At 33.8% G+C, this 26,416-nt stretch carries 27 protein-coding genes and 1 pseudogene; 19 read left to right on the top strand and 9 right to left on the bottom strand.

What is annotated here, in order from left to right:
• Nucleotides 1-51 precede the first annotated feature (51 nt).
• Entirely contained in the window at nt 52-1,440 is a 1,389-nt protein-coding gene (gene fumC, locus ACYVEC_RS10900; RefSeq protein ID WP_063224024.1) for a class II fumarate hydratase, read from the top strand.
• An 87-nt stretch (nt 1,441-1,527) separates the two neighbouring features.
• Here fumC and ACYVEC_RS10905 read toward each other — a convergent pair whose 3' ends face one another.
• Complete coding sequence (locus tag ACYVEC_RS10905; RefSeq protein WP_063224023.1) at nt 1,528-1,950, bottom strand: PH domain-containing protein; 423 nt, start codon at nt 1,948-1,950, stop codon at nt 1,528-1,530.
• 360 nt (nt 1,951-2,310) lie between these two features.
• Nucleotides 2,311-3,096 (bottom strand): MBL fold metallo-hydrolase, encoded by a 786-nt coding sequence (locus ACYVEC_RS10910; RefSeq protein ID WP_063224022.1) that lies wholly within the window; start codon nt 3,094-3,096, stop codon nt 2,311-2,313.
• A 224-nt stretch (nt 3,097-3,320) separates the two neighbouring features.
• Here ACYVEC_RS10910 and ACYVEC_RS10915 point away from each other — a divergent pair, with 224 nt between their 5' ends.
• Both ACYVEC_RS10915 and ACYVEC_RS10920 read left to right on the top strand, forming a co-directional pair.
• Nucleotides 3,321-4,085, top strand: coding sequence for a DUF2087 domain-containing protein (locus ACYVEC_RS10915; RefSeq protein WP_063224021.1), 765 nt, complete (start codon nt 3,321-3,323; stop codon nt 4,083-4,085).
• Nucleotides 4,086-4,184: 99 nt separating this feature from the next.
• Nucleotides 4,185-5,594, top strand: a complete 1,410-nt coding sequence (locus tag ACYVEC_RS10920) for an MATE family efflux transporter (RefSeq protein ID WP_063224020.1) — start codon at nt 4,185-4,187, stop codon at nt 5,592-5,594.
• Nucleotides 5,595-5,650: 56 nt separating this feature from the next.
• Here the strand turns inward: ACYVEC_RS10920 and ACYVEC_RS10925 are convergent, their stop codons facing one another.
• The gene (locus ACYVEC_RS10925) at nt 5,651-6,349 is read right to left on the bottom strand and encodes a peptidase E (RefSeq protein ID WP_063224019.1); all 699 of its coding nucleotides are present in this window, start codon (nt 6,347-6,349) and stop codon (nt 5,651-5,653) included.
• Nucleotides 6,350-6,846: 497 nt separating this feature from the next.
• On the opposite strand from ACYVEC_RS10925, the gene ACYVEC_RS10930 reads away from it, so the two are divergent.
• From ACYVEC_RS10930 to ACYVEC_RS10955, 6 genes are all read left to right on the top strand, one after another.
• A complete protein-coding gene (locus tag ACYVEC_RS10930) occupies nt 6,847-7,245 on the top strand; it encodes a DUF3942 family protein (protein ID WP_063224177.1) in 399 nt (132 codons plus the stop codon).
• A gap of 107 nt (nt 7,246-7,352) precedes the next feature.
• Nucleotides 7,353-7,769, top strand: coding sequence for a BlaI/MecI/CopY family transcriptional regulator (locus tag ACYVEC_RS10935; RefSeq protein ID WP_063224018.1), 417 nt, complete (start codon nt 7,353-7,355; stop codon nt 7,767-7,769).
• A 1-nt stretch (nt 7,770) separates the two neighbouring features.
• Nucleotides 7,771-8,583: a M56 family metallopeptidase gene (locus ACYVEC_RS10940; RefSeq protein ID WP_098557425.1), complete on the top strand. Its 813-nt coding sequence runs from the start codon at nt 7,771-7,773 to the stop codon at nt 8,581-8,583.
• Between the two features lie 55 nt (nt 8,584-8,638).
• Nucleotides 8,639-9,352: a cytochrome c-type biogenesis protein CcdA gene (gene ccdA / locus ACYVEC_RS10945; protein ID WP_000990441.1), complete on the top strand. Its 714-nt coding sequence runs from the start codon at nt 8,639-8,641 to the stop codon at nt 9,350-9,352.
• Nucleotides 9,353-9,370: 18 nt separating this feature from the next.
• Nucleotides 9,371-9,925 carry a TlpA family protein disulfide reductase gene (locus ACYVEC_RS10950; RefSeq protein WP_063224016.1) on the top strand — a complete coding sequence of 185 codons (555 nt, stop codon included), beginning with the start codon at nt 9,371-9,373 and terminating at the stop codon, nt 9,923-9,925.
• A gap of 17 nt (nt 9,926-9,942) precedes the next feature.
• Entirely contained in the window at nt 9,943-10,623 is a 681-nt protein-coding gene (locus ACYVEC_RS10955; RefSeq protein ID WP_275718671.1) for a prolipoprotein diacylglyceryl transferase family protein, read from the top strand.
• Between the two features lie 50 nt (nt 10,624-10,673).
• Here the strand turns inward: ACYVEC_RS10955 and ACYVEC_RS10960 are convergent, their stop codons facing one another.
• Nucleotides 10,674-11,219, bottom strand: a complete 546-nt coding sequence (locus ACYVEC_RS10960; protein ID WP_275718667.1) for a helix-turn-helix domain-containing protein — start codon at nt 11,217-11,219, stop codon at nt 10,674-10,676.
• Nucleotides 11,220-11,369: 150 nt separating this feature from the next.
• Between ACYVEC_RS10960 and dsdA the strand changes: the two genes are divergently transcribed.
• Entirely contained in the window at nt 11,370-12,710 is a 1,341-nt protein-coding gene (dsdA, locus tag ACYVEC_RS10965; RefSeq protein ID WP_460506384.1) for a D-serine ammonia-lyase, read from the top strand.
• A 145-nt stretch (nt 12,711-12,855) separates the two neighbouring features.
• On the top strand, nt 12,856-14,103 hold the full coding sequence (locus ACYVEC_RS10970; protein ID WP_063224013.1) for a DUF445 domain-containing protein: 1,248 nt from the start codon (nt 12,856-12,858) through the stop codon (nt 14,101-14,103).
• 30 nt (nt 14,104-14,133) lie between these two features.
• On the opposite strand, the gene exsE is transcribed toward ACYVEC_RS10970, so the two are convergent.
• The 4 genes from exsE to ACYVEC_RS10990 are packed head-to-tail and all read right to left on the bottom strand — an operon-like array spanning nt 14,134 to nt 17,135.
• A complete protein-coding gene (gene exsE / locus ACYVEC_RS10975; protein ID WP_275718668.1) occupies nt 14,134-15,090 on the bottom strand; it encodes an exosporium protein ExsE in 957 nt (318 codons plus the stop codon).
• A complete protein-coding gene (locus ACYVEC_RS10980; RefSeq protein ID WP_063224011.1) occupies nt 15,087-16,157 on the bottom strand; it encodes a hypothetical protein in 1,071 nt (356 codons plus the stop codon). Before ACYVEC_RS10980 ends, exsE begins: the two co-directional genes overlap by 4 nt.
• Nucleotides 16,150-16,593: a hypothetical protein gene (locus ACYVEC_RS10985; RefSeq protein ID WP_275718669.1), complete on the bottom strand. Its 444-nt coding sequence runs from the start codon at nt 16,591-16,593 to the stop codon at nt 16,150-16,152. Before ACYVEC_RS10985 ends, ACYVEC_RS10980 begins: the two co-directional genes overlap by 8 nt.
• Nucleotides 16,590-17,135, bottom strand: coding sequence for an RNA polymerase sigma factor (locus ACYVEC_RS10990; RefSeq protein WP_256943145.1), 546 nt, complete (start codon nt 17,133-17,135; stop codon nt 16,590-16,592). The genes ACYVEC_RS10985 and ACYVEC_RS10990 overlap by 4 nt, the downstream gene beginning before the upstream one ends.
• A 220-nt stretch (nt 17,136-17,355) precedes the next feature.
• Between ACYVEC_RS10990 and ACYVEC_RS10995 the strand changes: the two genes are divergently transcribed.
• The 6 genes from ACYVEC_RS10995 to ACYVEC_RS11020 all read left to right on the top strand — a co-directional run bounded on the left by ACYVEC_RS10995 (nt 17,356) and on the right by ACYVEC_RS11020 (nt 23,777).
• Nucleotides 17,356-17,994: a response regulator transcription factor gene (locus ACYVEC_RS10995; RefSeq protein ID WP_063224009.1), complete on the top strand. Its 639-nt coding sequence runs from the start codon at nt 17,356-17,358 to the stop codon at nt 17,992-17,994.
• A gap of 4 nt (nt 17,995-17,998) precedes the next feature.
• The gene (locus ACYVEC_RS11000; protein WP_199677544.1) at nt 17,999-19,099 is read left to right on the top strand and encodes a sensor histidine kinase; all 1,101 of its coding nucleotides are present in this window, start codon (nt 17,999-18,001) and stop codon (nt 19,097-19,099) included.
• 123 nt (nt 19,100-19,222) lie between these two features.
• Nucleotides 19,223-20,161 (top strand): ABC transporter ATP-binding protein, encoded by a 939-nt coding sequence (locus tag ACYVEC_RS11005; RefSeq protein WP_063224007.1) that lies wholly within the window; start codon nt 19,223-19,225, stop codon nt 20,159-20,161.
• A 37-nt stretch (nt 20,162-20,198) separates the two neighbouring features.
• Nucleotides 20,199-21,308, top strand: a complete 1,110-nt coding sequence (locus ACYVEC_RS11010; protein WP_063224006.1) for an ABC transporter permease — start codon at nt 20,199-20,201, stop codon at nt 21,306-21,308.
• Nucleotide 21,309: 1 nt separating this feature from the next.
• Nucleotides 21,310-22,455, top strand: coding sequence for an ABC transporter permease (locus ACYVEC_RS11015; RefSeq protein ID WP_275718670.1), 1,146 nt, complete (start codon nt 21,310-21,312; stop codon nt 22,453-22,455).
• A gap of 110 nt (nt 22,456-22,565) precedes the next feature.
• The gene (locus ACYVEC_RS11020; RefSeq protein ID WP_063224004.1) at nt 22,566-23,777 is read left to right on the top strand and encodes a phospholipase D-like domain-containing protein; all 1,212 of its coding nucleotides are present in this window, start codon (nt 22,566-22,568) and stop codon (nt 23,775-23,777) included.
• 53 nt (nt 23,778-23,830) lie between these two features.
• Here ACYVEC_RS11020 and pyrH read toward each other — a convergent pair whose 3' ends face one another.
• Nucleotides 23,831-24,574: a UMP kinase gene (gene pyrH, locus ACYVEC_RS11025; protein WP_001982970.1), complete on the bottom strand. Its 744-nt coding sequence runs from the start codon at nt 24,572-24,574 to the stop codon at nt 23,831-23,833.
• 377 nt (nt 24,575-24,951) lie between these two features.
• Here pyrH and ACYVEC_RS11030 point away from each other — a divergent pair, with 377 nt between their 5' ends.
• Both ACYVEC_RS11030 and aspA read left to right on the top strand, forming a co-directional pair.
• The gene (locus ACYVEC_RS11030; protein ID WP_063224003.1) at nt 24,952-26,223 is read left to right on the top strand and encodes a cation:dicarboxylate symporter family transporter; all 1,272 of its coding nucleotides are present in this window, start codon (nt 24,952-24,954) and stop codon (nt 26,221-26,223) included.
• Between the two features lie 24 nt (nt 26,224-26,247).
• Nucleotides 26,248-26,416 (top strand): annotated as a pseudogene (gene aspA / locus ACYVEC_RS11035) (aspartate ammonia-lyase); the annotation flags it as partial.

The raw sequence follows: 26,416 nt of genomic DNA on the forward strand, positions 1-26,416 counted from the left end.
AGTCTGTTATTATAAGAGATGTAGGTATTTTATTTTCAAGGGGATGAAAAAATGGAGTACAGAATTGAAAGAGATACAATAGGAGAAATAAAAGTTCCAGCTGATAAATTATGGGCAGCACAAACACAACGTAGTAAAGAAAACTTCCCAATTGGAACAGAGCAAATGCCGCTTGAAATTGTAAAAGCATTTGCAATTTTAAAGAAGAGTGCAGCGCTTAGCAATCAAAAATTAGGAAAGCTATTAGAAGAAAAAGCAGAAGCAATTGTGGAAGCAGCAGATGAAGTAATTGCAGGGAAATGGAATGAACATTTTCCGCTTGTCGTCTGGCAAACGGGTAGTGGTACACAGTCAAACATGAATGTGAATGAAGTAATTGCAAACCGCGGGAATCAAATTTTGAAAGAGAAGGGATCTGATGTACATATTCATCCGAATGATGATGTGAACATGTCTCAAAGTTCAAATGATACATTTCCAACGGCGCTTCATGTAGCGTGTGTAATCGCAGTAGAAAATCACGTATTACCAGCAATTACGAAATTAAAAGAAACTTTAGCAGGAAAAGTAACTGCATTTGAACATATTATAAAAATTGGTCGCACACATTTACAAGATGCAACGCCGTTAACATTAGGACAAGAAATTAGCGGATGGCATCGTATGCTTGAAAAAACAGAGCGTATGATTGCAGAGAGCAATACATATATGAAAGAGCTTGCGATTGGTGGTACTGCAGTTGGAACAGGTATTAATGCTCACCCTAAATTTGGTGAGATGGTATCAGAGGAAATTAGCCAATTTACAGGTAAGCAATTTATTTCTGCGCCAAATAAGTTCCACGCATTAACGAGCCATGATGAAGTTGTATATACGCATGGTGCATTAAAAGCATTAGCAGCTGATTTGATGAAGATCGCGAATGATGTGCGCTGGTTGGCAAGTGGTCCACGTAGTGGTCTAGGAGAAATTATTATTCCGGCAAATGAGCCAGGAAGCTCTATTATGCCAGGTAAAGTAAATCCAACACAAAGTGAAGCGTTAACGATGGTTGTAGCGCAAGTGATGGGAAATGACGCAACAATTGGATTTGCTGCGAGCCAAGGTAATTTTGAGTTAAACGTATTTAAACCAGTTATTGCATATAACTTCTTACAATCTGCTCACTTATTAGCAGATGCAATTGTTTCATTTAATGATAATTGTGCAGTTGGTATTGAAGCAGATGAAGAAGTAATTAAAGAGAATGTGAATCGTTCATTAATGCTTGTTACAGCATTAAACCCGCACATTGGATATGAAAATGCAGCGAAAATTGCGAAGCATGCTCATAAAGAAGGGTTAACTTTAAAAGAAGCAGCACTGCACTCTGGGTTACTAACAGAAGAACAATTTGATGAAATTGTAGATCCGAAAAAAATGATTGCTCCGAAAGAATAATAGAAAAAGCCAAGGTTCTTAGTATAGAATCTTGGCTTTTTTAATACTTATTTTTTCTATTTGTATTACTGTAAGTGCCAAACTATATTATTTGTTAGTAGGTATATTCAATACTTTCATATGTGGACAGTTTTCTTCTAAGAGTGAAATGAACTTTTCTTCTTCTTGGGGTACAAAAACAGTTACCGAGTCAAATAAATTGTAATGTATTTCTAATTGCTGTCTAGTCCATTTTTTTGAATGAAGTTTTTTACCAGAGTATTTAACGTGACGAATGTCTTCAAAAGGAATTTCAGTATGAAATATGAAACCGTGTTTTACAATAAGAGATGATGAGGTTATATTGTAGTGAGAAAAATAGAATGAAGCAAGATTCACGACATTTAGCACCATCATGAGAGTGAAAAAAATAGAGTTTTCATTTTGGAATAATAGCGAAATGAAAAAAATTATGATAAATAATGAAATGAAAATGACGTGAAATGGATTTTTTTTCGCTTTAAATTTCAAGTTAGTCACCCCGGTATACGTGTTCTTTAACTAAATTAAATCATGATATCGTGATAAAACGTGTAAATATGCAGAATTGCATATTCCTTCGGCTTATTATTCATTTAAAATTTCTTGATGGGATAAATTCAAAAGAAGTTTTGTAATAGTGGAGTGGCATGAAGTGACTTACAAGAATAGAAAGGTAGCGTTAGTCATAATTAGTTGTATGATAATTATGGGTAGTTGTGCTAATAAATTTATTGAGGATGGAAACCGAAAGCATACATTTGTACAGGTAAGTAAAGCTTTAGTAGAGGTTGTAAATAGAATATATAATGAGTAAAAGGTGTTTTCGTATACGAAAACACCTTTTTGTAGTTAAAATTGAAGGCTGAAGTTTTGGAATGTGTGAATACCAGTCCCATGTTTAATCAGCTCTTTATCATTTAAATATTGAATAGCATATTTCACTTCTTTCAATATAACAGGTGAAAGGCCGAGGGTATGATGTGAACCAAAAATTTGTTTAATAGGAAAGAGGTTTGTAATTGTATTTAGAGACTGAACTAAATCTACAGGGTTTGTTGATGGATAAAATGCAAAAATCGTGCCTTCATAAAGTAAATCTCCTGTGAATAAAAAAGCAGTTTCATAATCGTATAGGCAAATATGCCCCGGTGAGTGACCTGGCGTATGTATAATTTGAATTTTCCTATTTCCGATATCAATCATATCTCCATCTTGTAGTAATTTTGTTGGTGTTCCTTGAAAGGGTTTGAATGTTTCAGGTTGAAATGTTTTAGGTGTAGGTAAAGTAATATCACGAGCGATGTCGTGCCTAATTTGAGTAATAGGAAGTCCTTTTATACCATTAATGAGCCAATCCGCCTCTAAAGCATGTACATAGATTTCTTCAAATTGTGCGTGACTACCGATATGATCCCAATGGACATGTGTTGTGACAACGGTAATTGGTAAGTTTGTTAGTTGGTCAGTTATACGCTTCAGATTATCGATGCCTAGTCCAGTATCGATAAGGAGTGCGGTAGTATCGCCTACAAGTAAGAAGGAATGTACTTTCTCCCAATGTCCATATTCACTAATCGCATATGTATTTTGGGCAATTTGTTTAACAGTAAACCATGGGTCTTGTAAAATAGTCATGTTTTGTTTCACATCCTATCGTAATTCATTCATTAAATACATTCGTTTTTTGTTGCTTGATTTCCTTTTTAAAGAATATCTAATAGATGTTTTTATAAAAGTTTATAAAATAGGTAAACGAAACGTTGAAATGTTTATTTTAATTGTGTTAAGATGATGAAGTGATAATAAACGATATTGAAATTTGTTTGTTTTTAGATAAACATTTTGAAGGAGTGTTTAGTATGAGTGATATTTCAGAGAAGTTTTGGGATGCGTCGGTGGAGGAATTGAAAAAAGGGTATGTGTTTGATGAGGAAACAGAGGAGTATATTTGTTTAGCTTGTGGAGAAACGTTTATTAAGGGAGTTATTTATCAAGATAATCAAGTTTTGTATGAAGCAGAGAAGTTTGTACAAGTGCATGTGCAAAATGAACATACGTCTATGTTTGATTATTTAATAAATCTTGATAAGAAGTATACTGGTTTAACTGATTTGCAAAAGAAGATGGTTCAGTTTTTCCATATGGGGCTGAATGATAAAGAGATTGTAAAAGAGATGGATGGCGGAAGTACATCAACCATTCGCAATCATCGATTTACACTTCGAGAGAAAATGAAACAAGCGAAAGTGTTTTTAGCGTTAATGGAACTGTCAGAAGAAAAATCAAAAGTACAAACGAAATTTGTACCTATTCATAGAACAGCAACGATGGTAGATGATCGTTACAATATTACAGAAGAAGAAAATGATGAAGTATTAAAAGCTCATTTTACAGAAGGATTAGATGGACCGCTTTCTAAATTCCCGAAAAAGCAAAAGCGTAAATTAATTATATTACGCCATTTAGTGACGAAGTTTGATAGTAATAAAAAGTACACTGAAAAAGAAGTAAATACTGTCATAGAAAGCGTATACCCGGATTTCGTAACTTTAAGAAGATATTTAATTGAATATGGATTTTTAGATAGAACAGCTGATGGAAGCCAATATTGGGTGAAGTTATAATAGTACGGAAAAGAAAATGAATAGAAGCACATTATAATAACAACTATACAAAGAGATGGAAGTTGAAAAACAGATTTTTATTAAAAGGAGAAATGAAATTTGAAACCACCTACAGATAACAATAAAGAAGGTGCGGAGTCACATAAGTTAGAAAGTGAGAGTAAACCGATATGGAAATCGATGTCCATGTTTTTGGTACCGTTACTATTAAGTAATGTATTACAATCGATTGGACAATTATTCGGTATGGTAGTAGTAGGAAGATGGCTTGGAGTTAATGATTTAGCGGCTATATCAGCATTCTTTCCGCTATTTTTCTTACTCGTTTCATTTGTAATTGGTATTGGTTCAGGTAGTTCTATTTTAATAGGTCAGGCGTTTGGTGCTAAAAACGAAGATCGTTTAAAAGCTATCGTTGGTACGACGCTGACATTTACTTTTATTATTGGAGTTGTGTTGGCGATAGTAGGTAGTATTTTTGCGATGGATATTATGCGCCTTATGGGAACGCCAGAAAATATTATTGAGATAAGTGTACATTATGCACGTATATTATTTATATCGATGCCAGTATTATTTTTATATTTCGCATACACAACATTTATGAGAGGTACAGGAGATTCTAAAACGCCATTTTACTTTTTAATTGTAAGTACAGCGCTAAATATGATTTTATTACCAATTCTTATTTTTGGATGGTTAGGAGCTCCGAAATTAGATGTGTATGGGGCAGCCTATGCTTCTGTTATATCTACAGTTATTACGTTTATTGTTATGCTGGTGTATTTAAAGAAGAAAAATCACCCATTACAACTAGATGGCACGGTTAGAAAATACCTTCGAATGGATGGGGAGTTATTAAAGTTATTGCTACGACTTGGTATTCCAGCAAGTATTAATATGATATTAGTTTCATTATCTGAAATTGCGGTAATCGCGTTTGTAAATCGTTACGGTTCGGATGCAACAGCGGCATATGGCGTTGTAAACCAAGTTGCAAGTTATGTACAAATGCCAGCAGTTAGCCTAGGTATTACAGTTTCCATTTTTGCGGCACAATCAATTGGGGCGAATCAATTTGATCGATTGCAGAAAGTTGTGAAGGCCGGAATTATTATGAACTACGTCATCGGTGGTGTGCTAATATCTCTTATTTACTTGTTCTCAAGAGACATTCTATCACTATTTTTAACAAGTCAAACTACAATTGAAATTGCTCATAGCCTAGTTATGATTACATTATGGAGTTATTTAATTTTCGGGCATGCGCAAATTATTAGTGCGACAATGCGAGCAAGTGGTACAGTATTATGGCCAACTGTTATCGGCGTTGTATCAATATGGCTTGTTGAAGTACCTGTAGCGTATTACCTTTCTTACCATACAAGTCTTGGCATAGAAGGAATATGGATTGGGTACCCAGCAGCGTTTATTGTCAGCTTAATACTACAATATGCATATTATAAGCTTTCATGGCAGAAGAAACGAATTACACGATTAGTGAGTTAAATATTGAAAATGTCCCTAAGTTATTTTACTTAGGGACATTTTCTGTAAAGGTATCTTTATAAATAGCTTTTTAAAGTAATATCAAAATGTTGTCTAATGAGTGTGTTATCACTCATATAAAACTCCCACGCTTTTTCTGGTTCACCTATAATTTCAAAAGATTCTTCTGTAATATATAAAGCGCAATTATCCTCCAGTGCAATTCCTTCTATATTACCTTGATGATTTTGTAAAAAGGAATGGAAGGCGTTCATTCTATTTAATTGATTATAATGTGGACAAAACCTTTTGTTCACAATCCCCCAACCGTTGCTCTCTATATAACCAGAACCTTCATAATCTGATCGGATGCTAGAGGTGAACCAACACATAGCACCAGCGCTGTACCCGGCAATGAGAGTTCCTTGCTGCAGAGCCAATAGTAATTTTTCATCGAGTTTATGTTCTTTCCATTCTGTAATCATTTGAATATAGTTCCCGCCGCCAAGATAAATTAAATCGGCTGATTGAATCATTTCGTCTAGTTCATATTTAGAAGGTGTATCGGCTATAATACGTAAAATTTGTACTTCACAGTGTAATTGTTTTTCGAACGTGTCTAAAAATAATGTTATATAACTTTCATCATCATGACTAGCTGTTGGAATGAATAATACTTTTGGATACTGTTTATTTGTTAATTCTATAAGTCGCTCATTAATAGGCAAGTGATTTGAATCTTGTAAATCACCGCCACCAATGACAGCTAATTTCATAGTAAAGCACCACCTAATCATTTTTGTTATATAAAAATTCGATAGAAGAGAGTTACATTCCTTCTGTGATGTAATGATTAAGTAGAAAATATAGTTTAAATATATCGGAATAGTAAAGGGGGGGAATAGCTATATAGAAAAATGAATTAGAAACAGTTTATCCCGCTATTTGCTGGGGAGTAAGACCCCCAACTCAAAATTCAGTGAAAGCAAAGAAGTTAGACGGGGGATCAACAACTCCCAATGATTAAAGTTTCATTTTATCGATATATAACACTTCATACTATTGTTTCAAAATATGGAAACAATATGTTTAAATGGATATAAAGAAGCATGAATTCATATTGGATGAGTGCTTATACTTTAAAAAGGAATCGGAAATAATAGAGATTTTATAAATGTGTTTTTACTTTTCATAGGAACTTGTATTACAATATGGTAAAATTATTTCAATATATTTATTTAATATAAAAATACAAAGAGGGAGCGTGAAAAAAGTGGATTTTCGATTTGAATTTACAACAAAGGTGAAAGAATACTTAGATGATGAGAAGGATGAAAAAATAATAAAAGATGGACATAGAGATATCATTTTTCAGTATTTATACCCATTAGAGAGTGAAATTGGCATTTATAAAAATCCTAACTTTACTTTTTTGGCATCAGGAAGACGCTCGCATATCGTATTAGAAAATATTGAATTTAAAACAGAGGTAAATGTAAAAAGTAACATTATTGAAATTACAAAAATAGTGGATAATGTCGTTATTCCGTTAGATACTATCGTAGCGAAAGATCGGGAATTATTTGCACTTGGGCGTAATGAGAAGTTTAGTGTACAAATATTAGAGCAGTATCTCTTTGATACATTTGGAGAAAAATTAGGTTTAAAATGAATGGAATGGCCTATGTATTTATAGGTAGTGAATTTTAGTGTATCTCATTCGCATTTGACCTTTCATTTAATTTATACTACAATTCGTAGTGTGAAAGGAGCTATACTATGTTTACTCAAAACTATAAGTTAAATGAGCAAGGGTTAAATCATTTCTTTGGACCGCTTGAGGCGAAAATTATGGAGATTGTTTGGTCTAACGAAGGTATTACGATTAAAGAAGTACAGCAGAAATTAAGTGAAGAATCACCTGTGAATTTTAACACTGTTATGACAGTTATGAACAGGTTAGTAGAGAAATTACACTTAGAAAAACAGACTGTAAAAAGAAGTGGCATATATCGTGCTGTACAAACAAAAGAAGAATTCTTATCCAATCAAACGAAGAAAATGACACAGGAATTGATGGGGGAGTTTGGAGATTTAGTTGTAAATCATATGCTAGATGAGTTAGAGCAGGCTGATCCGACTTTAATAAAAAAGTTAGAAGACAAATTGAGTCAGTTAAAAAAAGAGGATTCATGAAATGAAATGGCAAATGCGTAAAATCGTATTGTTAGCAGTAATTGTTAGTACTCTCTTTTTCAGTATGTTAGTGTATTACGTTACATATCCATTTCTGTTTCAAAATAAGATGCTCTTTCTTTCAAATTTTTGCTTGTTCCAGTTAGAAAAACATATGAAAGAATTATCGCTCATTCGTATTATAATCGCTGGATTATTATTACTTACTGTATTAATCGTGTGCAAAAGAATTTGGCGACAATTTTTCTATGGTAAAAAATTACAAAAAGTACTTATCCCTTTCATCCGAAAAGGAAAACAAATATATATATTGCCGACTACGGAAGTTGCGGCATTTACAATTGGGCTATTTCGTCCGAAAGTTGTCATGTCAGAAGGAATGCTTCAAACATTTTCAGATGAAGAAATGGATGCAATTATTTTCCATGAAGAATATCATCAAAATAATCGTGATCCTTTAAAATTATTTTGTTTTACGCTATTAGCAGAAGGAATGATGTACATACCGATATTAAAAGGGTTGTTACAGCGGTATCACACGTATCAGGAGCTAGCTGCTGATAAATATGCGATGCAAAAAATGGAATCTTCATTTGAGTTAGGTAGCGCGTTATTAAAATTAATTAAAATAAAGACAATGGAAAATCGATGTGTTACAGCTTCATTTGCAAAAACAGCAATAAATTTACGAATCGAGCAAGTGTTAAATGAAAAGGTTGTTAAGCTTACTATTCCGTTACATACGAATTCGGTATATGTAACAGCAGGTTTATTCTGTATGTCGGTTGTACTTATTGTCGGAGAGTGCATATAGCCTCTTTTTTTTTAAGAATTAGCACTACTTGTTGTAGTGTTTTAGGGGGAATAAAATGAATGCAGCAGATTTAACAATTTGGCTTGTAGCAGGGGCAGGAGTATTGTCATTTATATCACCATGCTCTTTACCGCTATATCCATCTTATTTATCTTATATTACAGGTGTGTCTATTCAAGATTTAAAAGAAAATCGTGGGATTATGCAAAAATCAGCGATTATACATACCGTATTTTTTATGATCGGATTTTCGGTTATATTTTACGCGTTAGGTTTATCGGTAAGCTGGATTGGAATAACATTTTCATCTAACCAAAAATTGATTCAACAAATTGGTGGGATTTTTATTGTTTTAATGGGGCTATTTATGACGGGCTTGTTTCAGCCTAAGTGGCTTATGGCAGAGAAAAAGGTGCAGTATAGAAGTAAATCGACTGGATATATTCGCTCGATTTTAGTCGGTATGACATATGCAGCGGGTTGGACGCCATGTGTTGGACCGATATTTTCAGCTGTACTCATGCTTGGCGCGACGAATCCTGAAGGGGCACTTCTTTATATTACAGCATATACTCTTGGGTTTGCGGTTCCATTTTTCGTGATGGCATTCTTTATTGGGAAGATAAAATGGATCGTTACATATGCCAATGTCATGATGAAAATTGGCGGTGGAATGATGATTGTAACAGGTATTTTATTGTATACAAATCAAATGACGAAGATTACAGCATTCTTTATTCGTCTATTCGGTGGATTTACGGGCTTTTAATAATGAGGAGGAAGAAAAGTGAAGAAACTAATTGCGATTATACTGGCCGGTGCACTAATTTGGGCCGGAGTTAACTTTTATAATACAAAGAAAGAAGAAAAAGAAAGAAAAGCAAAACAAGCGGAGTTACAAGAAACAGAAATACTGCCACAAGTAGGATTTAAAGCACCAAACATAACGTTAAAAGGATTAGACGGGAAGCTGCATTCGTTAAATGATGCAAAAGGAAAACCGTATCTTATTAATTTTTGGGCATCATGGTGTGGACCATGTGAAATGGAGGCACCTGACTTAGTTCATATGTATGATAAATATAAAAAAGATGTTGAAATTTTTGCGGTAAATGCAACTATTGGAGATCCAGTACAAGAAGCGAGCGCATTTGCAGATCGTCACGGATTTAAGTTTCCTGTTTTATTAGATATGGACGGAGTAGCTGGATTAGATTATAAAGTATTTTCTTTACCAACGACATTTTTTGTTAATAAAGATGGAATTATCGTAGAGCAAGTACGAGGCGTATTACCTCCAGATCAATTAGAAGAGAAATTTAAGAAATTAATTGAGAGTTAAGAAGGGATTTCATAGTGATGGAGTGGATCGTGAGGTTACAACCCGTATCTCTTATAATTGGAAGTTTATTTGGATTTATGTTGATGAAACGAAAGATGAAGAAACAAAGTGTACCATATGAAAAAATGATGGATGCAGTAACAAATGCTTTTCTTATCATCGTATTTGTATGGAAATTTGCACCGGCAATATTAAATCCAGTATGGGCTATTAGGTCACCACTGCAAGCGTTATTAGCTGTAGGCAGTATGCAACACATTGTAGTAGGATGCATAATTGCGATTGTATACATTGTTTGGAGAAGTAAAAAGGAGCAATTCTCGCTTCGTATTTTACTTGATACATTGCCTTATGGACTATGTATGAGTCTTATTTTTTATTTTCTATTCCACCAAGAAGTAGGTGTACAAACGACATTGCCTTGGGGAATGAAAATATATGAATCTAAATTTTTATACCACCCCATTTTCGCATACGAGATCATCCTTGCCCTTTGTATCATAGGCTTGCTATGGATGAAAGATGAAAGACTAGGAAATGGAAAGAATATAAGTGTTTTTCTAATTATTGAGGGGTTTGCTCATATTATTATTTCACTTGTTAGTGAACAGAATTCGTTTCTATTTGGTTTATCGATGCAGCAAATACTAAGTTTTTGTGTTATGAGTTTAGGGATTTTGTTCATGCCGAAAAAATAAAAATAGCCATGTACGGAGAAATCCGCACGTGGCTATTTTTATTACATCTATTAAAAAATCGGCGGAGTAACAGAAAATAAAACAATTGCATTTTTCTCGAATTGATTTACCCATTTATGTTTTAAATAAGCGGGTATTTTTACGCTATCACCCGTTTCTAATATGTATTTTTCTTCATTTAAATATAATGTGATTTTCCCTTCTAATACAAATGCTAATTCTTCACCTTTATGTTCTAGCACATTTTCTGATGAAGCTGTACTCGGCGGGACGGTCATAATTGCTGTTGCTAAATTTCCTGTGAAATCAGGTGATAGCATTTCATATGATAAATTATCGATAATCATTTTTTTTCGTTTATGAGAACGTACAATTAAATCGTCTGTATTTGTATCTTCAAGTAAAAAGCTAAATGTTGGAACATCAAGAGCTTTAGCGAGTACTTTTAATGTTTGGATAGAAGGGTTAGCAGATCCGCGTTCAATTTGACTTAACATAGATGGTGTAATTTCGGCCATCTTTGCTAAGTCTTTACTCGTTAAACCTTTTTCCTTTCTTTGTTTTTCAATCTTTTTACCAATATCTATATTTTCCATAATGAAAATCTCCTTACTGATTATTAAATTATATTTAAATAAATTAAATTAAAATTAACTAAAGTGGATAATTTATGTTAAACTATATTAAAATTAATTTAATTATAATTTATTAAATCGTAAGCTACAAGGTGATGAGGAGGAAGAGAAATGAAGGAAATAGAGAAATTAAAAGAGGAATATCCATTATTAAATAAATTAATTAAAACAGAAGAAGTGTTTTGGGTGAATCCGAATATAGAAAAGTATGAAACGGCAATAAAAGATTCGCCACTAAAAGAAGAAAATGTAAAAGATGCGGAGGAGAGGTTAAAGCGTTTTGCATCATATATTGCGAAAGTTTTTCCTGAAACGAAAGAGACGAAAGGCATAATTGAATCACCTTTAGTGAAAATCCCTTCTATGAAACAAGCTTTAGAGAAAAATTACGAGCAACCTATTTTAGGAGAATTATTATTAAAATGTGATAGTCATCTTCCGATATCAGGATCAATTAAAGCTAGAGGCGGCATTTATGAAGTGTTGAAACATGCTGAACAATTAGCTTTGCAACACGGTATGTTAACAGAAGAAGATGATTATTCCATTTTAGATAGTGATACATGTAGAGAGTTTTTTGCCAAATATTCAATTGCGGTCGGTTCAACAGGAAATTTAGGACTAAGCATTGGGATTATGAGTGCGAAACTAGGTTTTAACGTAACTGTTCATATGTCAGCAGACGCGAAACAATGGAAAAAAGATTTATTAAGAAGTAAAGGTGTAAATGTTATTGAATATGAAGCTGATTATAGTAAAGCTGTAGAAGAAGGAAGAAGACAAGCAGATGCTGATCCTCGCTGTTATTTTGTAGATGATGAAAACTCACATGATTTATTTTTAGGATACGCAGTAGCAGCATCGCGTTTACAAAAACAATTAGAAGAGTTAGAGATTGTAGTGGACGAAGAACATCCTTTATTCGTTTATCTTCCGTGCGGAGTAGGTGGCGGACCTGGCGGAGTAGCATTTGGTTTAAAGTTATTGTATAAAGACAACGTCCATTGTTTCTTTGCAGAGCCAACACATTCACCATGTATGTTACTCGGGTTAATGACAGGACTTCATGATAAAATCGCCGTTCAAGATATCGAGATTGATAATGTAACAGACGCAGACGGACTAGCGGTAGGAAGACCTTCTGGGTTTGTTGGGAAAACGATGGAACCATTTTTGAGTGGAAATTACACAGTAAGTGATGAAGAATTGTATAGGTTGTTAAAAGAACTAACTGATACGGAAAATATTTATTTAGAGCCTTCTGCATTAGCTGGTATGATAGGGCCGGTAAAAGTATGTAAAGAAGATGCGTATTTACAAAAGCAACAGTTAATGGAGAAGATGCAAAAAGGTACTCATATTGTATGGGGAACGGGCGGTAGTATGGTTCCAGAAGATGTGATGAATGGGTATTATAAAACAGGTGAGGCATTAACAATGTTAGAAAAATGAGGCTAGTTGTAGCCTCATTTTTTCATGTACATAAAAATCTTTGTTATTTTCACAATAGTTCTTTATAGTATATATAAAGGATAACTAATATTGAATAAATACAACAAAAAGGCTTTATTTTACATAATAAGAGGATGTGTATACGATGTCATTACAGACTAAATATATAGCGGGTATTTCGCTTGGGGTTATGGGAGTAGGCTTTGCGGCTTCTATCCCTTTTCAAGGAACGGTAGCTGGTGAGATTATACAAGGGGGATTTGAAGCTGGGTTAGTTGGTGGACTTGCGGATTGGTTCGCAGTTACAGCATTATTCCGTCATCCGATGGGAATTCCAATTCCACATACAGCTTTGTTACCTAAAAATCGTAAACGAGTGACGAAAGGGCTCATCAATACGTTAGAAAATGAGTGGCTAACGAAAGAAAGTATTACGAATAAAGTAAAAGAAATGCAGCTAGCACAAATGGTGCTGCAAATTGCTGAGAGAGAAATGCAGTCTGATGCTGTGAAAAAGGGGATTGTAACGATTGCTGAGAAAGCGATTGTTTCAATAGATACAGAAAAGTTAGCTGTTATTATTGAAAAAGAATTAAAGACGTATTTACATACAATTAATACAAGTAACATTTTACAAGTGCTTGTTGATCAATTAGTTGTGCAAGAATATGATGAAAAGACACTTGATTACATATTAGTAAAAGTGAAAGATTGGACAGCGCAAGATGAAGCGCGTTATCAGCTCGGAAGCTTAGGTATGAAGGCGATGGAAAATATAAAAGTAGATGGATTCTTGCAGTTTACTTTGAAATCATTTATGAATATTGTAGATGAAGATAAAATTGGTGGCATTTTGCAAAAATTTATTATTAGCAATATTAACAGCTTACAAGATGCAGATAATAGCACGAGACAACTTATATTAGCGAAAATTCGTCAAGAAATTATAAATGTAAAAGAAAATGAAGCGTTACTACAAGAATTAGAAAATTGGAAAGAAAAATGGATTGCAAATTGGGATGGTACTGACAAAATAAAAGAAATGCTTGAGCAAGTACAACAAAGAGCAGTTACCTTTGTAAATAACGAAGAATTTGCTGATAAATATGTTATTCCATTTTTACAAACACAGATGAATAAAATAAAAGATGACGAAGTGACTGTTCAAAAAATAGAAGATTGGTTACAAAAACAAGTTGTCACACTTGTTGAAAAGAATCATTCGAAAATCGGAAAACTTGTACAAGAAAACCTTGATAAGTTAGATGATAAAACGTTAATCGAAATGATTGAAAATAACGTCGGTAAAGATTTACAGTGGATCCGAGTAAACGGGGCTGTTTGCGGATTTATGATTGGATTAGTGTTAGAAGGAATTAAAGCGATTATATGAGAAAAACCTTCCACAATTGTGGAAGGTTTCTTATTTTTCAATAACACTCATATTTAAATTGTAAGCTTTCTCAATGTTTAATTTGTGTGTCCCATTTCCGGTTTTAATCGAATTTGTATACCAATGTTCTTGCCCGTTGAATTCTGGATTTTCTTCTGAAGTAGTATCTTCTTTTTTCGTTACATCTTCAACTTGTTCCCAAGGTGTGTTTCCATGTGTTTCTTTTTGATTTGTTACTGCTGTTAAAGATACATCACTCTCTTTTGCAAGATGGACAGACACTCTCGAGCTTTCTTGTACAAACCAATTGTTTTGTAATTGACCTGGGTAAAGAGATAATTCATTATTAGAGGCGCGAATTTCCACACTTTTATTTTGCGGAAGTACAAGTGTCCGTGTCACTTTTGGTGTTGAGTTAAAGAACTTATGTTGAGCTGGTAATGATTTTAATGTTACATACATCGTTTCACCAGCTGTTTGAACGGAAAGGAAATCTTCTTGTTTTAAATTAAGTTTTTCATTAGCTTTCGTCGTCATTTCATATGTTCCAAGAAGGTGAATTTGATTTGTATTATTTCCCTCTATCGTTAGAGGACGATGCCCTGCATCCACTACAATTTTTTTGATAGATTCAGGTATATCAAGTTGTCCACTTGGAATATTACCCGTCTGGCGCGTAGTATTAATAGAGTGACGAACTTCTTCTAGCAATCCAGTTGATAATAAACAGTAAAAAGCAATTCCGACGCTCCCTAAAACGCCGATAAAGAAAATACTAAAAATATCATATTTAATAAAGGATTGTTCCTTCTTAGAAAATAGAAGGTATAGTAAAATTTCTACGCCAAGTATAATAAGTAAAACAGGCCACCATGCTGTTAAAGAATCTAATACTTGAGTACCTTTTATAACTGAAAATAGTAAGAAGCAACCTAATGCAATAATAGAAAGCCCCATTGAAAATGTTCCAACGCGCCATGTTCTCATTCTTTCGTACCACCTTTGTTTTCTTTATTTCCAAGTAACAATTTAAAGCCGCCCCCAATTAAGAGGAGTGCAACGATAGATGTTTGGAAATAGCGATAATACAGCTCGCTAAGATGAATGTTAAATATAGTTGCAAAATAATTGTCCAAAATAGGAAGGAGTGTTTGATCTAATAAATAATAACCACCGAGTGTAATTAATCCGATACCGATCCATCTTTGATGATTGATAAAATAATCAATGATAGGTTCGTCATTTACACGTTCTTTTCCGTATTTTGAAGTTTGCTGTAAAGCGTCAAAAAAGCTATAGAACCAAATGATGGGTACTAAAAATAAGAAGGCAGATAACCTTAATAGATCAAGTAAATATATTGAAAGTAAAAAGGCTGCCATAAGCTGAAGGCCACGGCGTTGTAAGCCTAAATACATATGTCCTGCTCCGGGGAACATCGCTAAAATAGAAGCGAATGTTTTACTTTTCTTTCCTTGTTCACGGTGCTCTTCAAAATCTTCGAAAATAGTACGATCAACTAATTGCTCACCACGTTCTTTTTTCTGTAGTTGCTGAACAACATCGAAGAAATTATAAATCCATAAAACAGGTAATGTAATAAGGAAGATAAGGAAACTTTCTTGGGATGTTAAAAGTGCAACGAAAATGATCATACTCCCGATCCCTGTACAAGCTACTAAAAATGTAAGTCCACGTTGCATAAGTCCTAGTTGAAAATGACCAAGCCCAGGAATGATCGATAGGAGAATGATATAAAATCGTTCGCTCTCTTTAGAGGACTCTGTAAATTCTCCAGCAGCTTGTTTTTTCGATTGATTAATAATAGTGATAACTAAATCTAATAAATTGATTGCCCATAACACGACTAGTAAAAATAGAGAAAGAAAAGCAATATCACGCTCTCCTAATGCTATTGTACAAAATGCTGCAAAGATAAATAGAAATACAGCTCCTCCGCTATATAAAATAAACCGTCCAAATTTCTTTACATATAAATGACCAAGCCCGGGGATTAGCCCTAATACAAGTGCTAAAAAGGGATTTTTATTCATGCTTTGAACCTCCGTCCTTTTTTGATGTGTCTACCGATTTGTTTACAATTTGTTGTGAGATAGAAGACACGTTATGTTTTGAAGATTTCTCGAAATTTGATGTCGCTGTGAAAATATATTGGAATAAACCACTTACCATAAAAATAATTGTAGCCGCAGTCGCAATTATGTAGTGAATAATGGTGCGCTTTAGTGAGTTTGTTTTTATATTTTCATTAGGTTGTAGTGTTTCAAAATTAATTTGTTTCATAACTTCGTTCGTAAATGAATCATCATTTATCATTGGAAGGTTTTCCTGTTGTTCATCAATACTTTCCATATAAAGTGCTAAACAATGATCACATTCATAAAGGTGTTCTTCCATAGATTTACGTTCATTGCTTTCTATAAAATCTAATGTATAATTGCGCCAATCTTCTTTTGAATAATGCATCATAGAAACTCTTCCTCCTTCCAATGTTTTTTAATCCATTTTCTTGCCCGATACAGTTTCATTTCGACTGTTTTCACTTCGATGTTTTCCTGTAAAGCAATTTCTTGATAACTTTTTTCTTCTAAGTAATGTGCGAGAACGACGTCACGATAATTTTCGGGAAGTTCTCGCAGTTTTTGAGCAATGAGTAATTTTTGCTCTTTCGTCAATAATAAAGCCTCAATATTATGAGAGGATTTTATATTTTCCTCAGTTTCTTTACATAAGGAGAGTTCTTCGTTTTCTCTAGCTTTCTTTCTCTTATAATCAATAGCGTGATTAGTGGCAATACGAGCCATCCATGTTTTCAATCCGCGAAATTGATAATTAGGGAGAGAGGCGTGAATTTTTACGAATACTTCTTGTGTAACATCTTTCGCATCTTCTTCATGTCTTACAATAGAAAAGATAACTTGAAAAATATAATGACGATATGTTTGTACAAGGATACGAAAGGCATGTTCGCTTCCTTGCTGTGCTTTTTCAATTAATTGTTTTTCCTCAATGGGTCTCTCCCTCCTTTTTGACGCATTCTATTATATAGACGTAAGAAATGGTAAGTCACCCTACACATGTTGTAAAAAAAGAATAATATATTTTTAGGAAGGAGGCTATATGAAAAAATGTGTGAAAAAATGGTAAAAAGAAGTATATAATGAGCAAAGAGGAAATGTTACGCGGAGAAAGGATGTGAATGTTAGTAGGAGAAGGTCCATACTAACAAACATGAAAATTAAAATATTGATAGCAGATGATAATTCTTTTATTAGAGAAGGCATGAAGATTATTTTAAATACATACGAAGAATTTGAAGTATTAGATACTGTAAATGATGGGGAAGAAGCTGTAGCATATTGTAAGAAGCATGAAGTCGATATTGCACTTTTAGATGTTCGTATGCCAAACATGAACGGGGTAGAGGCAACGAAATTTATTTGTGAAGAGACGAGAACGAAACCGCTTATTTTAACGACATTCGATGATGATGAATATATTTTGGACGCAGTGAAAAACGGAGCGAAAGGCTATTTATTAAAAAATAATGATCCAGAGCGTATTCGTGATGCGATAAAAGGAGTATATAACGGTCAAACAGTTATGCAAGATGTAGTGCTTGATAAAATTAAGTGTAATTTAATGGAAAGTAAAGAGGACGAATGTAAAATAGATAAAAGTCTTTTTACAGAAAGAGAACTTAGTATTATCGCATTAATTGCGAAAGGTTTTTCGAATAAAGAAATTTCAAAGCAACTTTTTATATCAGAGGGAACGATTGCAAATTATATTACATCAGTTTTAGGGAAAACTGGACTTGAACATCGTACACAAATTGCGATTTATTATTTAACAGGGAAAGTAGATTAAAGATATGGAATTTTGGTTAATTGTAAGTAAATTAATTGTTTTTATATATATTGTGTTTAGTTACATTTATTTAAATGTTGCAAACTTACCATGGATTATACTTACTTTGCTTTTATATCTTTCTGTCAACGTGCTGATCTCTATATTTAAAAATGATACGTACAAAAACATATTAACTTCTGTGTCAATTGGTGTAGTTATGTTATTTACATGGAAGATTCATCCATTTTTTATTTTATTTTTACCATTGAACTTATATGAAATTATATTTCGTTATATAGAGAAGAAATGGCAGCTCTTTATCATTATGATGATTCCTATTATTTTTACAGATGAAAGTATTCGAATGACGTATGGATTAATTGTTGCATTTTCTTTCATCGTATTAACTATGGCAGAACGGTATATATCGCGTGTAGTAAAGCTTGAATCACAAAATGATCAGATGCGAAAAGATATGCAGCGACTGACGAAAAGTCTAAATGAAAATAAAGAGTACATAAGACAATCAGAGTACACATTTAAGTTAGAAGAGAGAAATCGGTTGTCACAAGAAATTCATGATAAAATTGGCCACTCAATGACGGGCGCACTTATTCAAATGGAAGCAGCAAAGAGGTTAATGGAAATAGATAAAGAAAAATCTGCGGAGTTATTACAAAATGCTATTCATATTTCTAAAGATGGAATTGAAAGCATTCGTATTACATTAAAAAATATGAAGCCACCTACTGAGCAAATTGGTATTCACCGTATGAAATTATTCATAGAGGAATTTTCCAGTAAGCATGATATAAATATTCCTTTCGTATATAAAGGGAACTTAGATTTGATTTCACCGATTCAGTGGAAGATTATCGGTGAAAATGTTACAGAGGCACTTACAAACGCAATGAAATATGCTGATGCAACAGTGATTTCCATAGATATTCATGTGCTTAACAAGATGGTTAAAGTACAAGTGAAGGATAACGGAAAAGGTGCAGCGCTAGTGAAAAAAGGTCTCGGTATTATGGGGATGGAGGAGCGAACAGCGTCTGTAAACGGGAAAATTATTGTAGATGGAAAAAATGGTTTTTCGGTAACAATGTTGTTGCCAATATGAGGATGAATCATCTCATAGGAAAAAAGTGAATATTCTCATGTGAAAAGAGTGAACTTCTGCACTGAGCAGGTTCATTTTTTTTGTTTATACTAAAAGCAGAGAAACCGAAATAGGGGTGAAATGATGAATACATTAGAGATAAAAAATTTAACGAAAAAATTTGGTGATTTCATCGCGGTAGATAATATGTCTTTATCTATTAAAGAAGGAGAAATATTTGGCTTTTTAGGATCAAATGGTGCTGGTAAGAGTACAACGATTAATATGATTGCTGGGTTGTTAAGAAGCAATGAAGGTGAAATTAGTATACTAGGAAAAAATATTAAGAAACATAATCGATTTGCGAAGATGAATATCGGTATCGTTCCGCAAGATATTGCGATTTATGAAGAGTTAACTGCCTATGAAAATGTGAAATTCTTTGCTGGATTGTATGGGCTAAGAGGAGCTGAGCTAAAAGCAAGAGTAGAGGAAGCACTTCAATTTGTGGGGCTTAGCGATAAACAGAAAAGTTACCCGAAAAACTTTTCTGGCGGGATGAAACGAAGACTGAATATCGCTTGTGCAATCGCACATAGACCGAAGTTAATTATTATGGATGAGCCGACAGTTGGAATTGATCCACAGTCAAGAAACTATATTCTGCAGTCAGTACGTAAATTAAATGAAATGGGTAGCACGATTATTTATACGAGCCACTACATGGAAGAAGTGGAAGAGATTTGTACGAAAATCGCAATTGTCGATCATGGTAAAGTGATCGCAGAAGGAACGAAAGAACAGTTAAAAGCGATTATTACCGATACGAAAGACATTTGGATTGAAGTAAAGTCAGTAGAAAATTTAGATGTAGAACAGTTAAAAGAGATAAATGGTGTGAAAGCTGTTCAAATTGAAGAGAACGTAATTAAGGTAAACTCGGATGCAGGATTAAATAATTTAAATAAAATTATTCAGCATTTCATTAATCATGGCATTGAAATTCGTTCGTTAGAGGAGCAGGCACCAAACTTAGAAACGGTATTCCTTACGTTGACTGGAAGAAACTTACGAGATAAATAAAGGGTAAATGAAGAAAAGGTAAAGGGAGGTTCATCAATTGAACATCTTCAATATTGCAATTATGCATATTAAAAGAGATTTCAGGGACGTAAGAACTTTAGTTTTTATGTTAGCATTTCCGATTGTGCTCATGCTCGTGTTAGGGACAGCATTAACGAATGCATTTAATAGCGATAGTCAATCGATTAAGGATATACAAGTGCTATATAAAGATGAAGCAAGTAGCACATTTTCTCAATCGTTTGAAGCATTTACGAAAGAAATCGATAAATCGGGTATTCATTTTAAAAAAGCTTCCGACAGTATAGATGGGAAAGAAGAAGTGAAGCAAAATAAATATGCTGCTTATGTAGAATTAAATAAAGATGGTGCAAAATTTTACGGAAGTGACAAAAGTAGTATTGAGGGAAGTATTGTGGAGGGCATGCTTACAACATTTGTTGATAAGTACAATGTAGCGACCGAAGTTGCAAAAGTAGATCCTAGTAAGGTGAGCACAGTTGTTTCAAATGGAAATCATAATAATTATATAAAAGAAACATCTTTACAAGCTGCGAAAAAGCCAGGTTCTATGGACTATTATGCGGTTGTAATGACAACGATGATCGCACTATATGCTGCGATGGGAGCGAGTTCTTTAATTCGAGAAGAACGAATACGTAAAACAGGAGATCGCCTTATTGCTGCGCCTATAAGTAAGGCTGAAATATTCATTGGAAAAATACTTGGTAGTCTAGTAGCAAATGCCCTGTGTATATTACTCGTCATGTTATTTAGTAAATTTGTTTTTCAAGCGAATTGGGGCGAGCATCTTGGAATCATATTTATTATTTTATTAACACAAGTCTTTCTAGCAATTAGCTTCGGTTTAGGGATTGGCTATATTACGAAAACAGCAGAATCATCGAGAGCAATTATTCTTGTAGTTGTACAATTAGCTTCTATTTTTGGTGGTGCATATTTCGTAGTAGAAGAAAATTTCGTTACGAATTTATCACCATTAACGTGGGCAAATACAGCTGTTATGAAAATTATTTATGCAAATGATGTAGGAGCAGCACTACCAGTCATTTCTTTAAACCTTGGAATATCAGCACTCTTTTTATTAATTGCGATTATTGCATTACGTAGACGGGAGGGGCTATAGTATGAAAGATATTTTATGGCTCATACAAAAAACGTTATCTGTACTTTTGAAAAATAAAAAAGGGTTATTCATTATTATTAGTTTGCCGATAATCGGAACGCTCATCTCTTTTTCGATATACGGAAATGTAGGACAAGGAACGTTAAATATCGGGATTGTAAATAAAGAAAATGAGCCGATAGCAAATGATACGATAAAGTTTTTAGAAGGATTAAACAATGTGAACGTGAGTAAGGTTAAGGAGTCTGAAGTAGAGGATAAACTCACTTCCAAAAAACTTGATGGAGTTATTACATTAGAATCTGGTTTTTCAAAAAGTGTTCGAGAAGGGAAGCCAGATCATATTGAAATTTCATCGATTAAAGGTGATCAAGTAACAAGATTTATAAAATCATATTTATACAACTATATTGATAACGTAGCAGCTATTAGTAAAGTGGCAGGAACAGATCAAAGTACGTTTGATAATATGTACGCAGCGTACCAAAAAAGTGCATTTAAAATGAAAACTGAGACGCTAGAAGATACTTCGAAAAATAAAGATATGACAAATCAAACGATGGGCTATCTTATTATGTTTATGCTGTTTTCAGCAGCGAATTTATCAGGATATATTTTAAAAGAAAAAGAAAATAGAACGTATTTTAGACTCTTATCAACGCCGATAGATGGGAAGAAATTCATATTATCTAATGTCGGGGTCAATATGATGATACTCACAGTACAAATTCTAATTACAATCCTATTCCTAACGAAAGTTTTTCATACGAATATCAATATGCCTTTCATAGTGATGATTGGCGTACTAATGCTATTTGCTTTAATAGCGATTGGAATATCATTAGTCCTTGTCGCTTTTTCGAAAAACTCAGCATCGGCAAATGCAATGCAAAATATGATTATTGTACCGACATGTTTACTGTCTGGATGTTATTTTCCATATGAAATTATGCCGAAAGCAGTGCAAAAAGTAGCTGATTTTCTTCCGCAGAGATGGATATTAGACACAGTATCAAAACTACAACAAGGAATTCCATTTTCAGAGTTGTATGTAAATATTTTAATTTTATTTGCTTTTGCAATAGCATTCTTCTTAATTGCAATTTATAAGTTTGGAAGAAATAATGATGCAAGGAACTTTGTTTAATATGAAAAGGGTGTGACGTTAAGTCACATCCTTTTTTGTATGAAGCATGAAATCTAAATTGGAATGACAAAATAGAAAGGTGGAAAGAAAACGAGCGGAAGGAAATTAAAATGATAAAAAAAATATTGCGAGTTACTTCTATTATTATTGCTATTTTCGCTTTTATTTTAATTTGTATGCATATCGATGTTACGCTCGGACGGAAAATGGAAACCGGGAAAAACATGCCGATAGAATATGCACCTCATCATAGTGATTTTCAATTATATGTAGAAGGAAAGTCATTTTATAAACAGTTATTTACTGATATAAAAGAAGCGAAACGATCTATTTACACTTATTTTTTTATTTTATCGGATGATAAAAGCAGCCATACTTTTTTAAATTTATTAAAAGAAAAGGCGAGAGAAGGAGTAAACGTATATTTATCTGTCGATTTACTTAACGATTTATCATTTGAAAGAAAGATGAAAAAAGAATTACAGGAAAATGGCGTGCATTTTACATATAGTAGAAAACAGGAATTACCATTCGGGTTTTATTCCCTTCATCATCGTAATCATCGCCGCATTACGACGATTGATGGAGAGATTAGCTATACGGGTGGTTTTAATATAGGAGATGAGTATTTAGGGAAAGATAAGCACTTTGGGTACTGGAGGGACTATCATGTACGGATAAAAGGAGAAGGCGCAAAAGATTTAGAGGAACAATTTGCTTTAGATTGGAAACGAGATACGAAAGAAGATATAAAGAGGAGTACGAATAAGGCTAGTAAAGGGAATACATTGCATACTATGGTCAGTTACAATGGGCATTACGTTGCTAAAAAATATATAGAGCTAATAAAACAAGCTCAGCACTCAATTGTAATTGCAACGCCGTATTTTATAGCGAAAAATAAAGAACTAATGAATACTTTAATCGCGGCGCAAAAGCGTGGTGTTACAGTAACAATACTTTGGTCATATAAACCAGATCTACCTCTTATAAAAGAAGCGGCATATCCATACATACGCCAAGCTGTTAATAACGGGATTACTGTATACGGTTATAAAAAAGGAATGTTCCATGGCAAATTAATGCTTATTGATAATGAATTAACCGTTATTGGTACAACAAACTTTACTTCGCGTAGCTTCAATATAAATGATGAAATGAATTTTTATATTCATGGTGGTCCTATTGTAGGGCAAGTGAATAAGACGTTAACAGAGGATTTTCGTGATTCAAAAGAAATGACGAAAGAATTTTTTGAGAAGTTATCGTTTTGGGAGCGTTGTAAGGAGAAATTTGCAGGGGTGATGGATTTCTATTTATAAAGGTTAATGGAAAAGGGTGTCTTTTATAGACACCCTTTTTTAATGAGAAATATTTATTTTTCATGCACAAGCAATGAAGCATCATCATTAATCAATGTCCCCACATGCTCACCTAAGCAAATTCTTTTCATTACTCCAGGCTCATCAAAATTAAAGACGTGTGCTGGTAAATTATAATCACGGGCAAGTAATAAAGCGGCTTGATCCATTACTTGTATGTTTTGCCTAACAACATCGTTATAGTTTAGTTTTCTGTACATTTTCGCTGATTTATTATGTTTTGGATCACTGGTAAAGACACCATCTACTCCTTGTTTTGCAACTAATATTGCGTCACTATTCATTTCAATAGCCCTTTGAACACTTGGATAATCTGTGGTAACGAATGGTTGCCCGTTCCCGCCTCCAAAAATAACGATATAACCGTTATCTAAATGGTGGACTGCACGTAGGCGAATGTATGGTTCAGCTACAGCATTAAATGGGATGGAAGTCATAACGCGCACTTCTTTATTTGTTTTGCTTGTTAAAACGCCGCGTAGCATTAAGCTATTAATGATTGTACCTAACGTACCGATATTATCAGCTTCTACACGATCAATTCCCCATTCTTCAGCTAAATGACCTCTGAAAATGTTCCCGCCTCCGATGACGATGGATACCTCAATACCTAAATCAACAATGGATAAAATTTCGTTTGCGATATGTTCTAATCTTTTGGAGTTAAAGCTATTTCCAGTTTGATCGGCAAGTGCACCGCCGCTTAATTTAATTAAGACTCTTTTATATGGCCTCATAACAATTCCCCCTATATAGATTGCAATAAAAAAGGAACAAAGGCGAATGCCTTTGTTCCTTTTTAAGAAAATGAAAAAGAAAAGAAGAAGATAAGACGGATTTTTGTACATAATTTTTCATACTATCGACTCCTTTTCATTTCAATTTGTTGTAAGTGTATATCTTTTTGATTATACGAAACAATCTGATTACTTATCAAGTATATTTTATCTCTTTTTAATAAAAAGGTGTCAATGAAAAAGAAAAGAAAAATTTTCGAATTTTTTGTGACGAACTTGTAGGTTTTTGTATGATTTTGTAGGTTCACTTATATGATGTGTGAGTAAGCTTTTATAAATACGAAATGAAAGCGTTCGCATAAAGGGGATGAACATAAATGAAAAAATTCGGATTGGCGACACAGATTTTTGTTGCACTTGTTTTAGGGATTGTAGTAGGAGCAATCTTCTATGGTAATAAAACGGCGATTTCTTATATTACACCAATTGGGGATATATTTATTCACTTAATTAAAATGATTGTAGTACCGATTGTTATTTCAGCATTAATTGTTGCGGTAGCTGGTGTAGGTGATATGAAGAAGCTTGGGAAACTAGGCGGGAAGACAATTCTTTATTTCGAAATTATTACGACAATTGCTATTTTAATGGGATTACTTGCGGCAAATATATTCCAACCAGGTACTGGCGTTGATATGAATAACTTACAGCAAAGTGATATTTCTTCTTATAAACAAACAGCTGATGCTACAGAGAAGAAAGGTTTTGCTGAGACGATTGTTCATATTGTACCGAAAAACGTATTTGAATCGATTGCACAAGGTGACTTATTACCGATTATTTTCTTCTCAGTATTATTCGGTTTAGGAGTTGCGGCAATTGGGGAAAAAGGAAAGCCTGTCTTTAACTTCTTTGAAGGTGTACTCGAAGCGATGTTTTGGGTTACCAATCAAGTTATGAAATTTGCACCATTTGGTGTATTCGCATTAATTGCTGTTACGGTTGCAAAATTTGGTGTAGCAACACTACTTCCTTTAGGAAAACTAGTGCTAGCTGTATACGTAACTGTTATACTATTCGTTGTGATTGTATTAGGTATTAACGCTCGAATGGTTGGCGTAAACATTTTTACGTTAATGAAAATTTTAAAAGAAGAACTTATTCTTTCATTTACGACAGCAAGTTCAGAAGCTGTTTTACCTAATATAATGAGAAAAATGGAAGAGTTCGGTTGTCCAAAGGCAGTTGCTTCTTTCGTTATTCCGACAGGTTATACATTTAACTTGACTGGATCGGCTATTTATCAAGCGTTAGCGGCATTGTTTGTTGCACAAATGTACGGAGTGCACATGTCACTGACAGAGCAAATAACGTTATTATTCGTTCTCATGTTAACATCCAAGGGTATGGCGGGAGTTCCAGGTGCATCGTTCGTTGTTGTATTAGCAACGTTAGGTTCAATGGGGTTACCACTAGAAGGTATCGCGTTAATTGCGGGAATTGACCGCATTTTAGATATGATTCGCTCATCTGTCAATGTATTAGGAAATGCATTAGCGGCCATTGTTATGTCGAAGTGGGAAGGCGAATTCGATAATGAGAAAGCAAAACAATATGTAGAAACAGTCAAAGAAACAAAAGCAGCATAAGAAATCGTTAAGGAGTGAATAATCATGGCAACATTAACTGAAGTTAAAAATGGTGTTCGAATTGAAAAAGATTTTTTAGGTGAAAAAGAAGTACCAAACTTCGCATACTACGGTGTACAAACAATGCGTGCAGTTGAAAACTTCCCAATTACAGGATACAAAATCCATGAAGGTTTAATTAGAGCGTTCGCAG

This window comes from Bacillus sp. MN7755 (assembly GCF_054771475.1).